The organism is Pseudomonas sp. SP16.1 (genome assembly GCF_052682975.1).
In genome coordinates this window covers 2,732,858-2,746,570 of the sequence record NZ_JBQYFZ010000001.1, presented here as the reverse complement: position 1 = coordinate 2,746,570, position 13,713 = coordinate 2,732,858, and the positions used below count along the sequence as shown (strand labels likewise).

The following is a 13,713-nucleotide window of genomic DNA, read 5'->3' as shown; positions in this document are numbered from 1 at the left end:
GCTGATAGGTCGGCCTGGGTTCCCGCCTTTGCGGGGATGACGGCGATAGAAAACTCGAGGTCATCCCCGCGAAGGCGGGGATCCAGCAGCAGCGTTCAAGTTGTCGAGACTTTTGTGGACGACTATTTTTAACGCCCGTGACTGTTGAAACATGAATTCAAAACAGGCCTCTGAGAAGCCTTTTATCCATTCAGGCATTTTCACAATCTGCAAAGGACTGCAGCATGAAACAGCCAGCCGTTTACATCATGGCCAGCCAGCGTAATGGCACGCTCTATACCGGCGTCACCGCCAATCTGCTTCAGCGAATCTGGCAGCATCGAGAAGAGGTTGTAGCAGGTTTTACCCGTCGCTACGGCGTGAAGATGCTGGTGTGGTACGAGCAGCATGAGAGCATGAGCGGCGCGATAGCCAGGGAGAAGGCGATCAAGAAATGGAGTCGAGCCTGGAAGTTGCGCCTGATCGAAGAACAAAACCCACACTGGCAGGATCTTTGGCCAGAGATCATCGGGGCTTCTTCCATTTCCGCTGGATCCCCGTCTTCGCGGGAATAACGGGTTTGGTGCCTTCGTCTACCCCTTCGTTTCGTTACCGCCTGAGCCTCTGAGGCTCGTAGCAGCCTTTTCTGGCACCCTTGTTGCTAATACCTCTGCAACGTCCCGCAAGTGTCAAAAAGCGGGCAGTGGAGGAAGCCATGAGTCAGGGTGTCGAATTCAACCGCTTGATGCTGGAAATGCGTGCCATGCAGTCCGAAGCCATGGCGCGGCAGAAGCCGGCTGCTAGCGAGCCGGTGCAGGGCGTGCCGAGTTTCTCGGAGATGCTCGGCCAGGCGGTGAACAAGGTCAACGAGACCCAGCAGGCTTCCAACCAACTGGCCAGCGCCTTCGAGATGGGCCGGAGCGGGGTGGATCTCACCGACGTGATGATCGCCTCGCAGAAGGCCAGCGTTTCCTTCCAGGCCATGACCCAGGTGCGCAACAAGCTGGTCCAGGCTTACCAAGACATCATGCAGATGCCGGTTTGAGGGTTGATTCATGGCTGAAGCAGCAGTAGCAAACGTACCGGCCAAGGCGGACGCGGCGCAGGCCAAGGGCCCGCTGCTGGGCCTGAGCTTTCTGGAGAACCTCGCCGAGATGTCGGTGCTGCGCCAGCTCGGCCTGTTGGTCGGCCTGGCGGCCAGCGTCGCCATCGGTTTCGCCGTGGTGCTCTGGTCGCAACAGCCGGACTACCGGCCGCTCTATGGCAGCCTCGATGGCATGGACGCGAGCCAGGTGGTGGAAACCCTCGGCGCCTCGGGTATCGACTACACCGTGGAGCCGACCTCCGGTGCGCTGCTGGTCAAGGCCGAGGATCTGGCCCGTGCACGCATGCGCCTGGCGGCCGCCGGCGTGGCGCCGACCGACAACAGCGTCGGTTTCGAGATTCTCGACCGCGAGCAGGGCCTGGGTACCAGCCAGTTCATGGAGGCCACCCGCTACCGTCGCGGCCTGGAAGGCGAGCTGGCGCGCACGGTGTCCAGCCTCAACAACGTCAAGGCCGCGCGCGTGCACCTGGCCATGCCCAAGGCCTCGGTGTTCGTGCGCGACGAGCGCAAGCCGTCGGCCTCGGTGCTGGTGGAACTGTATCCGGGGCGTGCCCTGGAGCCGAGCCAGGTGATGGCCATCGTCAACCTGGTCGCCACCAGCGTGCCGGAGCTGGACAAGGGCCAGGTCACGGTCGTCGACCAGAAGGGCAACCTGCTCTCCGATCAGCAGGAGCTGTCCGAGCTGACCATGGCCGGCAAGCAGTTCGACTACAGCCGGCGCGTGGAGAGCCTGCTGACCCAGCGCGTGCACAATATCCTGCAACCGGTGCTGGGCACCGGCCGCTACAAGGCCGAAGTGGCCGCCGACGTCGATTTCAGCGCGGTGGAGTCCACCTCCGAGATGTTCAACCCGGATCAGCCGGCGCTGCGCAGCGAGCAGCAGGTCAACGAGCAGCGCCACAGCAGCCTGCCGCCGCAGGGCGTGCCCGGCGCGCTGGCCAATCAGCCGCCTGCCGCCGCCGCCGCCCCCGAACAGGCGGCCGCTGCCGCCGCCCCGGCCGGCCCGGTGGCTGCCGGACAGCCGCTGGTGGATGCCAATGGCGAGCAGATCATGGACCCGATCACCGGTCAGCCGATGCTGGCGCCATACCCGGCCGACAAGCGCGAGCAGTCCACGCGCAACTTCGAACTGGATCGCTCGATCAGCTACACCAAGCAGCAGCAGGGTCGCCTGCGCCGCCTGTCGGTGGCCGTGGTGGTGGATGATCAGGTGCGTGTCGACCCGGCCACCGGCGAAACCAGCCGGGTGCCGTGGAGCGCCGACGATCTGGCCCGTTTCACCCGCCTGGTGCAGGACTCGGTGGGCTTCGACGCCAGTCGCGGCGACAGCGTCAGCGTGATCAACACTCCCTTCACCACCTCGCTGAGCGAGGAAATCCCGGATATTCCGTTCTACACCCAGCCCTGGTTCTGGGACATCGTCAAGCAGGTGCTCGGCGTGCTGTTCATCCTGCTGCTGGTGTTCGGCGTGCTGCGTCCGGTGCTGAACAACATCACCGGCGGTGGCAGGGGCAAGGAGCTGGCCCAGGGGCGTGATGTCGAACTGGGCGAGATGGCCGGCCTCGATGGCGAGCTGGCCGAGGACCGGGTCAGCCTCGGCGGACCGCAGAGCATACTGCTGCCCAGCCCCAGCGAGGGGTATGATGCGCAACTGAACGCGATCAAGAGCCTGGTGGCGGAAGACCCTGGCCGCGTCGCCCAGGTCGTGAAAGAGTGGATCAACGCCGATGAGTGAAAACCGTACCGCGAGCAAGCTGAGCAAGGTCGACAAGGCCGCCATTTTGTTGCTGTCGCTCGGCGAGACCGACGCCGCCCAAGTGCTGCGCCACCTCGGCCCCAAGGAAGTGCAGCGGGTCGGCGTGGCCATGGCCGGCATGCGCAATATCCACCGCGAGCAGGTCGAGCAGGTGATGGGCGAGTTCGTCGAGATCGTCGGCGACCAGACCAGCCTCGGCGTCGGCGCCGACGGCTACATCCGCAAGATGCTCACAGCGGCCCTCGGCGAGGACAAGGCCGGCAACCTGATCGATCGCATCCTCCTCGGCGGCAGCACCAGCGGCCTGGACAGCCTCAAGTGGATGGAGCCGCGCGCGGTGGCCGACGTGATCCGCTACGAGCACCCGCAGATCCAGGCCATCGTGGTCGCCTACCTCGACCCCGACCAGGCCGGCGAGGTGCTCAGCCACTTCGACCACAAGGTGCGCCTGGACATCATCCTGCGCGTGTCCTCGCTCAATACCGTGCAGCCGTCGGCGCTCAAGGAACTCAACCAGATACTCGAGAAGCAGTTCTCCGGCAGCGCCAACACCACCCGCGCCACCATGGGCGGGGTCAAGCGCGCAGCGGACATCATGAACTTCCTCGACAGCTCGGTGGAGGGCCAGCTGATGGATTCGATCCGCGAGGTGGACGAAGACCTGTCGACCCAGATCGAAGACCTGATGTTCGTCTTCGACAACCTCGCCGACGTCGACGACCGCGGCATCCAGGCGCTGCTGCGCGAGGTGTCGTCCGAAGTGCTGGTGCTGGCGCTCAAGGGCGCCGACGAGGCGATCAAGGACAAGGTGTTCAAGAACATGTCCAAGCGCGCCGCCGAACTGCTGCGCGACGACCTGGAGGCCAAGGGCCCGGTACGCGTCAGCGATGTCGAGGCGGCGCAGAAGGAAATCCTCACCATCGCCCGGCGCATGGCCGAAGCCGGCGAGATCGTGCTCGGCGGCAAGGGCGGCGAGGAGATGGTCTAAGTCATGGCGGCGGGCAAGGAGTCGGAAAGCGAGCTGATTCGCGCCAAGGACCTGGGCGCCTTCGACCGCTGGGCGCTGCCCAGCTTCGATGCGCCTGGCGAGGCGCCGACCGAAGTCGAACCTGCGGTGGACGTCGCGGCGGCAGATACCGAGGTCGAGGCGCAGGACGTCGGGCAGAGCGAGGAGATGGCGCTAGAGGACGTCAAGCCGCTGACCCTCGACGAGCTCGAGGCCATCCGCCAGGACGCCTACAACGAGGGCTTCGCCACCGGCGAGAAGGACGGCTTCCACGCCGGCCAGCTCAAGGCCAAGCAGGAGGCCGACGCCGCCCTGGCGCTCAAGCTGGCCACCCTGGAGCAGCTGATGGCGCATCTGTTCGAGCCCATCGCCGAGCAGGATCGGCAGCTGGAGATCGCCATGGTGCGCCTGGTCAGCCATATGGTGCGCGAGGTGATCCAGCGCGAGCTGACCACCGATTCCAGCCAGATTCGCCAGGTGCTGCGCGAGGCGCTCAAGCTGTTGCCAATGGGCGCCGACAACGTGCGCATCCAGGTCAATCCGCAGGATTTCGAGACCATTAAGGCCCTGCGCGAGCGCCACGAGGAAAGCTGGCGCATCCTCGAGGACGACAGCCTGCTGCCTGGCGGGTGCCGCATCGAGTCCGAGCACAGCCAGATCGACGCCAGCGTCGAGACCCGCCTGGCGCAGACCCTCAAGCAGCTGTTCGAACAGCAGCGAGCGCAGATCACCCAGCCGCCGGAGGCGGACATCAGCCTGGAGCTGGATGGTGACCATGCGTCTTGAACGGGTGAGTTTCGCCAAGCGCCTGGACGGCTACGTCGAGGCGGTCCACCTGCCCAGCCAACCCATACTCGAAGGCCGCCTGCTGCGCATGGTCGGCCTGACCCTGGAGGCCGAGGGCCTGCGCGCGGCCATCGGCAGCCGTTGCCTGGTGGTCAACGGCGACAGCTACCACCCGGTGCAGGTCGAGGCCGAGGTGATGGGCTTCTCCGGCAGCAAGATCTACCTGATGCCGGTCGGCAGCCTGGCCGGCATCGCCCCCGGCGCGCGCGTGGTGCCCTTGCCCGATGCCGGACGCCTGCCGATGGGCCGCTCCATGCTCGGCCGGGTACTCGACGGCGCGGGGCGCGCCCTGGACGGCAAGGGCGGGATGAAGGCCGAGGATTGGGTGCCGCTGGACGGGCCGACCATCAACCCGCTCAAGCGCCACCCGATCAGCGAGCCGCTGGATGTCGGCATCCGCACCATCAACGGCCTGCTCACCGTCGGCCGCGGCCAGCGCCTGGGCCTGTTCGCCGGCACCGGGGTGGGCAAGTCGGTGCTGTTGGGCATGATGACCCGCTTCACCGAGGCGGACATCATCGTCGTCGGGCTGATCGGCGAGCGCGGCCGCGAGGTCAAGGAGTTCATCGACGAGATCCTCGGCGAGGAAGGCCTCAAGCGCTCGGTGGTGGTCGCCTCGCCGGCCGACGATGCGCCGCTGATGCGTCTGCGCGCCGCCATGTACTGCACGCGCATCGCCGAGTATTTCCGCGACAAGGGCAAGAACGTGCTGCTGCTGATGGATTCGCTGACCCGCTTCGCCCAGGCCCAGCGCGAGATCGCCCTGGCCATTGGCGAACCGCCGGCGACCAAGGGCTATCCGCCCTCGGTGTTCGCCAAGCTGCCCAAGCTGGTGGAGCGGGCCGGCAACGCCGAGGCCGGTGGTGGCTCGATCACCGCCTTCTACACCGTGCTGTCCGAAGGCGACGACCAGCAGGACCCGATCGCCGATGCCGCCCGCGGCGTGCTCGACGGCCATATCGTGCTGTCGCGCCGGCTGGCGGAGGAGGGCCACTATCCGGCCATCGATATCGAGTCCTCGATCAGCCGCGTGATGCCGCAGGTGGTCTCGCCCGAACACCTCAAGCAGGCGCAGCGCTTCAAGCAGCTGTGGTCGCGCTACCAGCAGAGTCGCGACCTGATCAGTGTCGGCGCCTACGTGCCGGGCGGCGACGCCGACACCGACCAGGCCATCGCCCGCCAGCCCCAGATGGCCCGCTATCTGCGCCAGGGCCTGCATGAAAGCGAGCCGTTGCAGGGCAGTCAGCAGCAGCTGGCGGGCGTCTTCAACCCGGCTGCGCCCGGCCAGGGGGCGGGTTGATCCATGGCGGCGAGTCGTGCGGCGCGTCTGGCGCCGGTGGTGAACATGGCGGAGAAGGCCGAGCGCGAGGCGGCGCTGCAGCTCGGTCATTGCCAGGGGCTGGTCAGCCAGGCCGAGGCCAAGCTGGGCGAACTGGAACGCTTTCGTGGCGACTACCAGCAGCAGTGGATCAGCGAGGGCAGCAAGGGCGTCTCCGGCCAGTGGCTGATGACCTACCAGCGTTTTCTCTCGCAGCTCGAGGTCGCCATCGGTCAGCAGCAGCAGAGCCTCCACTGGCATCGGGCCAATCTGCAGAAGGTGCGCGCCGTCTGGCAGCAGCGCCATGCGCGCCTGGAGGGCCTGCGCAAGCTGGTGCAGCGCTACATCGACGAGGCGCGCCTGGCCGAGGACAAGCGCGAGCAGAAGCTGCTCGACGAGTTGGCGCAGCGCCTGGTAGAGCGCGGCGAGCGCTGAACCGAGGTTGTCGCGCGGCAGGTCAGGTGCTACACCTTGGAGCGTACGCCGCGATCCACGCCGTCAACCAAAGGAGCAGGACATGGCCATCACCTCGCAACCGTCGATCGACGGGCAAGAGCTGACCATCGCGATTCGAGGACGCTTCGACTTCGCTTCCCACCAGGAATTTCGTGACGCCTACGAGCGCGTCAACATCACTCCCAAGCGTTACGTGGTCGATCTGCAGGACACCAGCTACCTGGACAGCTCGGCGCTGGGCATGCTCCTGCTGCTGCGCGACCATGCCGGCGGCGATGCCGCGCAGATCCGCCTGCGCAACTGCAGCAGCGACGTGCGCAAGATCCTGGCGATCTCCAACTTCGAGCAGCTGTTCCAGATCAACTGACCATGGCCGAGCGCCTGTCGATTCTGATCGCCGAGGACAACGCGGCCGATCGCATGCTGCTGTCGACCATCGTCAGTCGCCAGGGCCACCGCGTGCTCACCGCCAGCAACGGCCTCGAGGCGGTCGCGCTGTTCGAGCAGGAGCGCCCGCAGTTGGTGCTGATGGATGCGCTGATGCCGGTGATGGACGGTTTCGAGGCGGCGCGCAGGATCAAGCAGCAGGCCGGCGAGGCGCTGGTGCCGATCATCTTTCTCACCTCGCTGACCGAGGGCGAGGCGCTGGTGCGTTGCCTGGAGGCCGGCGGCGACGATTTTCTCGCCAAGCCCTACAACCGGGTGATACTCGAGGCCAAGATCGGCGCCATGGACCGCCTGCGCCGCCTGCAGGCGACCGTCGTGCAGCAGCGCGACCTGATCGCCCGGCACAATGAACACCTGCTGCGCGAGCAGCGGGTGGCCAAGGCGGTGTTCGACAAGGTGGCGCATTCCGGTTGCCTGGGCGCGCCGAACATCCGTTATCTGCAATCGCCCTACGCGCTGTTCAACGGCGACCTGCTGCTCGCCGCCTACAAGCCTTCCGGCGGCATGCACGTGATGCTCGGCGACTTCACCGGCCATGGACTGCCGGCGGCCATCGGCGCCATGCCGCTGGCCGAGGTGTTCTACGGCATGACCGCCAAGGGCCATGCCCTGGCCGAGATCCTCCGCGAGATCAACGCCAAGCTCAAACGCATCCTGCCGGTGGGGGTGTTCTGCTGCGCCACGCTGCTCAATATCAGCAGCCACCGCGGCCTTCTCGAAGTGTGGAACGGCGGCCTGCCGGACGGCCATCTGCTGCACGGCGACGGCCGGCCGCGCCAGGCCCTGGTGTCGCGCCACCTGCCGCTGGGTATCCTCGAACCGGCGGCGTTCAGCGACCGCTGCGAGGTCTACCCGCTGGCCCCGGGCGATCGCATCTTCCTGCTCACCGACGGCGTGCTGGAGGCGCGCGACCAGCAGGGCCAGTTGTTCGGCGAGGCGCGTCTGCTGGCGCTGCTGGACGCCAATCGGCAGCCGCAGGCGCTGTTCGAGGAGATCCAGCAGGCGCTGCTGGAGTTCCGCGGCGAGGTGCAGGATGACGTCAGCATGCTCCAGGTCGGTCCCGCCGAGGACGCCGAGGGGCCGCGGCCCTTGGCCTTCGCCGACAGCGGGCAGAGCAGTCCGCTGGACTGGTCGGCCAGCTTCGAGTTTCGCGCGCAGAGCCTGCGCCACTTCAATCCGTTACCGTTCCTGTTGCAGCTGCTGCTCGAGGTGCAGGGCCTGCGCCCGCGTGGCGGCGAGCTTTACACCGTGCTGGCCGAACTCTATTCCAACGCCCTGGAACATGGGGTGATGGGCCTGGACTCGGCGCTCAAGCGCGATGCCCGCGGTTTTGCCGAGTATTACCGGCAGCGGCGCCTGCGCCTGGCGGCGCTGAGCGACGGCTATGTGCGTTTTCATCTGCGGTTGCTGCCGGAGGAGGGCGGCGGGCGGCTGGTCGTTCGGGTCGAGGACAGTGGTCCCGGCTTCGATCCCTCCGCCGTCGTCGCTGCGCTGGACGAGGCGCTGTGCGGCCGGGGCCTGGCCCTGGTGCGCCAGCTCAGCGATGCGTTCGGCTGCAGCGCCGACGGCCAGGGCGTCAGCGTGGAGTTTTGCTGGTCCGCTGGGGCATAATCCGAGCCTCGACGTTCAGGGAGTGACCCGGTGTCCGATATCCACCTCGATGATGCCGTCCTGGCAGCGCTGCAGGATGTCATGGAAGACGAATACCCGACTCTGCTCGATACCTTCGTGGCCGACTCCGAGGAGCGCCTGCGCCTGTTGCACCAGGCCGAGCGGGACGGCGATGCCCAGGCGTTGCGCCTGGCCGCGCACAGCTTCAAGGGCAGTTGCAGCAACATGGGCGCGGTGCTGCTGGCCGGCCTGTGCAAGCAGCTCGAGGACGCCGGCCGGCGCGAGATGCTGGAACTGGCGCCGGCGCTGATCGAACAGGTCGAGCGCGAGTTCGCCATCGTGCGCATCCTGTTCAAGTCCGAGCGCCAGCGCTATCGCGCCTGAGTACGGGTAGGCCGCTCCTGCCAGCGGCGCTGGCAGGGCACCGGTCACCCGCATGCGCAGACCTGTTGCGCGACTTGGCCCATCCTTTGCTCTAGTACCGTCAACGACCCATCAGACGGAGAGCGTCCATGTCCGCGATGCCCGATCTACGCCTGCAGGCCACGCCTGAGGTGAAGAGCAAAGCGAAGCAGCCGGCGAAAGCGCCGGAGCCCAGCAGGAACGAGGCTTCTGGCTTTGCCGAGGTCTATGCCAAGGAGCGCCAGAGCAAGTCCGCCGAACGTGCCGGCCCCTCGGCCAAGCCCGCCGAGGAGCGTCCGGTGTCAGCCACTGGCGAGCCGGCGGCAAGCGCCGAAACGGCCGGCGAGGCGTCGGACCTTGCCGCGGCCGGCAATTCCTTGCCGGCCGAAGGCCAGAGTGCAGAGCAAGAGCTCGATCCCCTGCTGGCCATGGCCCTGGGCGGTAGCCAGACGCCCGTGGAGGAGCTGTCCGCCACCGCTCCGGCCCTGGGCGCGGCCACGCCGGTGCTGGCCAGCGCCGATCCGTTCGTCGCCGCGGAGGATGCCGAACCGGTGCTCGAGCAGGAAGGGCTCGATCCGCTGGCGCTGCTGTCGCAAGCGCCCGAGGCGCAGGGCGAGGCCGAGCCGGAGGGGGCGAGCAGGAGCCTGCGCGTCGCCACCAGCTCGGATTTCGCTGCCGCCATGGCGGCGATGGGCAAGGGCGAGGAAAAATCCAAACCCGGTCCCGAGGCGAACCTGGAGCTTGCCCTGGAGGATCTGCCCAAGGACGCCCTCGAGAGCCTCAAGGACAGCGTGCAGCCCAGTCGTCCGGATCAGTTCGTCAGCAAGCTCAACGCCCTGACCCAGGCGCTCAACCAGCAGGCCGGTGCGCCCTCGCGTCTGCCGCTGGTGCCCGGACAGCCGGTGGCGATGCAGCAGGGTGGCTGGAGCGAGGCGGTGGTCGACCGGGTCATGTGGCTGTCCAGCCAGAACCTCAAATCGGCCGAGATCCAGCTCGATCCTGCCGAATTGGGGCGTCTGGAAGTGCGGGTGAACCTGTCGCAGGATCAGGCCCAGGTGACCTTCGCCAGCCCCAATGCCGGGGTGCGCGACGCGCTCGAAGGGCAGATGCAGCGCCTGCGCGAGCTGTTCGCCCAGCAGGGCATGAATCTGGCGGACGCTAACGTCTCCGATCAATCGCTCAGCCGTGGCTGGCAGGGGCAGGGGGAGGGCGCTCGGGGCGGCTCGCGCGGCGCCGATGGACCGGGCCTCGGCGAGGAGATGATCGGCGCGGTGCAGCAGGACCCGCGCGGCGAGCGCCTGAGCGCAGGGCGCGGGCTGATCGACTATTACGCCTGACGCCGCCGCCGAGACTGGTTCGTTACACCGGGATTCGCCCGGGTGGCCGGCAGGCCATCCGGGCGAGCGCATTTTGGGTGACAGCGCCGGCGCGTCGCTGTTAAATCCGCAGCCCAGAGGCAAAGGCCGGTTAGACAAGCTTGCTGATTTGCTGGCATAACACTTGCTCTCAACGCATTGATAGCGGAAAGAACTCCGACAGCGACGGATTATTGGCATGGCGAAGAAAGAGACGGCAAAGGCAGCGGCAGCTGGTGAGGGCGCGGCGCCCGGCAAGGGCAAGCTCAAGCTCATCATCCTGCTCGTGCTGGGCCTGCTGTTGGCCGTTGGCCTGTCCATCGGCGGCACCTGGTTCGTTCTGAGCAAGGGTGACCAGGCCGAGCCGGCCGAGGCCGCCAGCAGCGCGGCGCCGGTGCGTCAGGCGGCGCTCTACCAGGAGCTGATGCCGGCTTTCGTGGTCAATTTCAATTATCAGGGGCGCACCCGCTACCTGCAGCTGAGCATGGCGCTGATGAGCCGCGACGCCGCCGCCATGGACAAGCTGAAGGTGCACATGCCGGTGCTGCGCAATCGCCTGGTGATGCTGCTCGCCGGTCAGGATTTCGCCGCTCTGCGCACCCCCCTGGGCAAGGAGATGCTGTTGCAGCAGGCGCTGGCCAGCGTGCAGGAGCTGGCCCAGCAGGAAACCGGCGGCACCGTGGTCGAGCAGGTGCTGTTCACCAATTTCGTATTGCAGTAGCCGGGAGCGAACATGGCCGTGCAAGACCTGTTGTCCCAGGACGAGATCGACGCGCTGCTGCACGGCGTCGACGACGGCCTGGTCGATACCGAGGACTCCGCCGAACCGGGCAGCGTCAAGCAGTACGATCTGACCAGCCAGGACCGCATCGTCCGCGGACGCATGCCGACCCTGGAGATGATCAACGAGCGTTTCGCCCGCTACACCCGCATCAGCATGTTCAACCTGCTGCGTCGCTCGGCGGACGTGGCCGTCGGCGGCGTGCAGGTGATGAAGTTCGGCGAATACGTGCACTCGCTGTACGTGCCGACCAGCCTCAACCTGGTGAAGATGAAGCCGCTGCGCGGCACCGGGCTGTTCATCCTCGACGCCAAGCTGGTGTTCAAGCTGGTGGACAACTTCTTCGGCGGCGACGGTCGCCACGCCAAGATCGAGGGCCGCGAATTCACCCCCACCGAGCTGCGCGTGGTGCGCATGGTGCTCGACCAGGCCTTCGTCGACCTGCGCGAGGCCTGGCACGCGGTGATGGACATCAACTTCGAGTACGTCGGCTCGGAGGTCAATCCGGCGCTGGCCAATATCGTCAGCCCGAGTGAAGTGGTGGTGGTGTCCACCTTCCATATCGAGCTGGATGGCGGCGGCGGCGACCTGCATATCACCATGCCCTATTCGATGATCGAGCCGATCCGCGAGATGCTCGATGCCGGTTTCCAGTCCGACGTCGACGACCAGGACGAGCGCTGGATCAAGGCGCTGCGCGAGGACATCCTCGACGTCAGCGTGCCGCTGGGCGCCACCGTGGCACGGCGTCAGCTCAAGCTGCGCGACATCCTGCACATGCAACCGGGCGACGTGATCCCGGTGGAGCTGCCGGAGAACGTGATCATGCGCGCCAATGGCGTGCCGACTTTCAAGGTCAAGCTCGGCGCACACAAGGGCAATCTGGCCCTGCAGGTGCTCGAGCCGATCGAACGTCAGCGCTGAGGGCGCTGCCTAACCCATTGAGCCAGGCGAGGAAAGACGATGGCAACTGAAGAGAACACCTCCCCCGAGGAGCAGGCGCTGGCCGACGAATGGGCCGCGGCGCTGGCCGAGGCCGGCGATGCCGGGCAGGACGACATCGATGCCATGCTGGCCGCGCAGAACAGCGCCAAGCCCGCGCCGCCGCGGGCGCCGATGGAGGAGTTCGGCAGCGCGCCGCAGGCCAGCGGTCTTCCGGTCAATCTGGAAGGGCCCAACCTCGACGTGATCCTGGACATTCCGGTGTCCATCTCCATGGAAGTGGGCAATACCGACATCACCATCCGCAACCTGCTGCAGCTCAACCAGGGCTCGGTGATCGAGCTCGACCGCCTGGCCGGCGAGCCGCTCGACGTGCTGGTCAACGGCACTTTGATCGCCCACGGCGAGGTGGTGGTGGTCAACGAGAAGTTCGGCATCCGCCTGACCGACGTGATCAGCCCCAGCGAACGCATCAAGAAGCTGCGCTGACCATGGCTCGTCTTCTCGCCCTGCTGTTGACCCTGCCGATGGCCGCCGTGGCGGCCGAACCCGCGGGCAAGGCGGCGACACCGATGGCCGGCAGCGATCTGGCCGGCCAACTCGGCCAGTTGCTGCTCGGCCTGTTGCTGGTGATCGGCCTGATCTTCCTGCTCGCCTGGCTGCTGCGCCGGGTGCAGCAACTGGCGCCGCGCGGCGGCCAGGTGATCAAGCTGCTGGCCACCCAGCCGCTCGGCCCGCGCGACCGCCTGGTGCTGGTGCAGGTAGGCAGCGAGCAGATTCTGCTCGGCCTGTCCGCCGGGCGCATCACCCCGCTGCATGTGCTCAAGGAACCGGTGCATCTGGCCGATGCCGAGCCGGCCACGCCGGAGTTCGCCCAGCGCCTGATGGAGCTGCTGGGCAAGGATCAGAAGGACAAATCCTGATGCTGCGTTTGTTGCTGGTGCTGGTTCTGAGCCTGGGCGCCTCGCTGGCTTTCGCCGAAGATCCGCCGGCAGGCGCTTCGCTGATCCAGCAGGGCAGCAACCCGCTGTCGATCCCGGCCATCACCCTGTCCACCGACGCCGAGGGCCAGCAGGAATATTCGGTCAGCCTGCAGATCCTGCTGATCATGACCGCGCTGAGCTTCATCCCGGCGTTCGTCATGCTGATGACCAGCTTCACCCGCATCATCATCGTGTTCTCCATCCTGCGTCAGGCGCTGGGCCTGCAGCAGACGCCGTCGAACCAGATCCTGGTCGGCCTGGCGCTGTTTCTCACCCTGTTCATCATGGCCCCGGTGTTCGAGCGGATTAACCGCGACGCGCTGCAGCCCTACCTCAACGAGGAGATCGTTGCCCAGGAGGCGATCGCCAGGGCCGAAGGGCCGATCCGCGACTTCATGCTGGCGCAGACCCGCGAGAGCGACCTGGCGCTGTTCGTGCGCCTGTCCAAGCGCACCGACCTCAACGGCGTCGAGGAGGTGCCGCTGACCATCCTGGTACCGGCCTTCGTCACCTCCGAGTTGAAGACCGCGTTCCAGATCGGCTTCATGATCTTCATCCCGTTCCTGATCATCGACATGGTGGTGGCCAGCATCCTCATGGCGATGGGCATGATGATGCTCTCGCCTCTGATCATCTCGCTGCCGTTCAAGATCATGCTGTTCGTCCTGGTCGACGGCTGGGCGCTGATCATGGGCACGCTGGCGGCCAGTTTCGGCACCCTGTAGC

The 13,713-nt window shown here is 66.6% G+C and carries 16 protein-coding genes; all 16 read left to right on the top strand.

All coding sequences use genetic code 11. From position 1 onward, the window contains the following. The first annotated feature begins 224 nt into the window (after positions 1–224). On the top strand, positions 225–554 hold the full coding sequence (locus ACUTAF_RS13245) for a GIY-YIG nuclease family protein (RefSeq protein WP_445580400.1): 330 nt from the start codon (positions 225–227) through the stop codon (positions 552–554). 140 nt (positions 555–694) lie between these two features. Next, complete coding sequence (gene fliE, locus ACUTAF_RS13240) at positions 695–1,024, top strand: flagellar hook-basal body complex protein FliE (RefSeq protein WP_445580399.1); 330 nt, start codon at positions 695–697, stop codon at positions 1,022–1,024. Between the two features lie 10 nt (positions 1,025–1,034). Then, entirely contained in the window at positions 1,035–2,819 is a 1,785-nt protein-coding gene (gene fliF, locus ACUTAF_RS13235) for a flagellar basal-body MS-ring/collar protein FliF (protein ID WP_445580398.1), read from the top strand. Continuing rightward, positions 2,812–3,828 carry a flagellar motor switch protein FliG gene (gene fliG, locus ACUTAF_RS13230; protein ID WP_445580397.1) on the top strand — a complete coding sequence of 339 codons (1,017 nt, stop codon included), beginning with the start codon at positions 2,812–2,814 and terminating at the stop codon, positions 3,826–3,828. The genes fliF and fliG overlap by 8 nt, the downstream gene beginning before the upstream one ends. Positions 3,829–3,831: 3 nt before the next feature. Next, complete coding sequence (gene fliH, locus ACUTAF_RS13225) at positions 3,832–4,632, top strand: flagellar assembly protein FliH (protein ID WP_445580396.1); 801 nt, start codon at positions 3,832–3,834, stop codon at positions 4,630–4,632. Continuing rightward, positions 4,622–5,992 carry a flagellar protein export ATPase FliI gene (fliI, locus tag ACUTAF_RS13220; RefSeq protein WP_445582443.1) on the top strand — a complete coding sequence of 457 codons (1,371 nt, stop codon included), beginning with the start codon at positions 4,622–4,624 and terminating at the stop codon, positions 5,990–5,992. The genes fliH and fliI overlap by 11 nt, the downstream gene beginning before the upstream one ends. 3 nt (positions 5,993–5,995) lie before the next feature. Beyond that, positions 5,996–6,445 (top strand): flagellar export protein FliJ, encoded by a 450-nt coding sequence (gene fliJ, locus ACUTAF_RS13215; protein WP_445580395.1) that lies wholly within the window; start codon positions 5,996–5,998, stop codon positions 6,443–6,445. 82 nt (positions 6,446–6,527) lie between these two features. Continuing rightward, positions 6,528–6,833, top strand: a complete 306-nt coding sequence (locus tag ACUTAF_RS13210; RefSeq protein ID WP_445580394.1) for an STAS domain-containing protein — start codon at positions 6,528–6,530, stop codon at positions 6,831–6,833. 2 nt (positions 6,834–6,835) lie between these two features. Continuing rightward, a complete protein-coding gene (locus ACUTAF_RS13205; RefSeq protein ID WP_445580393.1) occupies positions 6,836–8,524 on the top strand; it encodes a SpoIIE family protein phosphatase in 1,689 nt (562 codons plus the stop codon). Between the two features lie 30 nt (positions 8,525–8,554). Next, a complete protein-coding gene (locus tag ACUTAF_RS13200) occupies positions 8,555–8,908 on the top strand; it encodes an Hpt domain-containing protein (protein WP_445580392.1) in 354 nt (117 codons plus the stop codon). A gap of 128 nt (positions 8,909–9,036) precedes the next feature. After that, positions 9,037–10,263, top strand: coding sequence for a flagellar hook-length control protein FliK (locus ACUTAF_RS13195; RefSeq protein ID WP_445580391.1), 1,227 nt, complete (start codon positions 9,037–9,039; stop codon positions 10,261–10,263). Between the two features lie 217 nt (positions 10,264–10,480). Then, positions 10,481–11,002, top strand: coding sequence for a flagellar basal body-associated protein FliL (gene fliL, locus ACUTAF_RS13190; RefSeq protein ID WP_445580390.1), 522 nt, complete (start codon positions 10,481–10,483; stop codon positions 11,000–11,002). A 12-nt stretch (positions 11,003–11,014) separates the two neighbouring features. Beyond that, on the top strand, positions 11,015–11,986 hold the full coding sequence (fliM, locus tag ACUTAF_RS13185; protein WP_445580389.1) for a flagellar motor switch protein FliM: 972 nt from the start codon (positions 11,015–11,017) through the stop codon (positions 11,984–11,986). A 39-nt stretch (positions 11,987–12,025) separates the two neighbouring features. Beyond that, entirely contained in the window at positions 12,026–12,493 is a 468-nt protein-coding gene (gene fliN, locus ACUTAF_RS13180) for a flagellar motor switch protein FliN (RefSeq protein WP_445580388.1), read from the top strand. Positions 12,494–12,495: 2 nt separating this feature from the next. Next, positions 12,496–12,927, top strand: a complete 432-nt coding sequence (gene fliO, locus ACUTAF_RS13175; RefSeq protein ID WP_445580387.1) for a flagellar biosynthetic protein FliO — start codon at positions 12,496–12,498, stop codon at positions 12,925–12,927. Then, positions 12,927–13,712, top strand: coding sequence for a flagellar type III secretion system pore protein FliP (gene fliP, locus ACUTAF_RS13170; RefSeq protein WP_445580386.1), 786 nt, complete (start codon positions 12,927–12,929; stop codon positions 13,710–13,712). The genes fliO and fliP overlap by 1 nt, the downstream gene beginning before the upstream one ends. Position 13,713 lies beyond the last annotated feature (1 nt).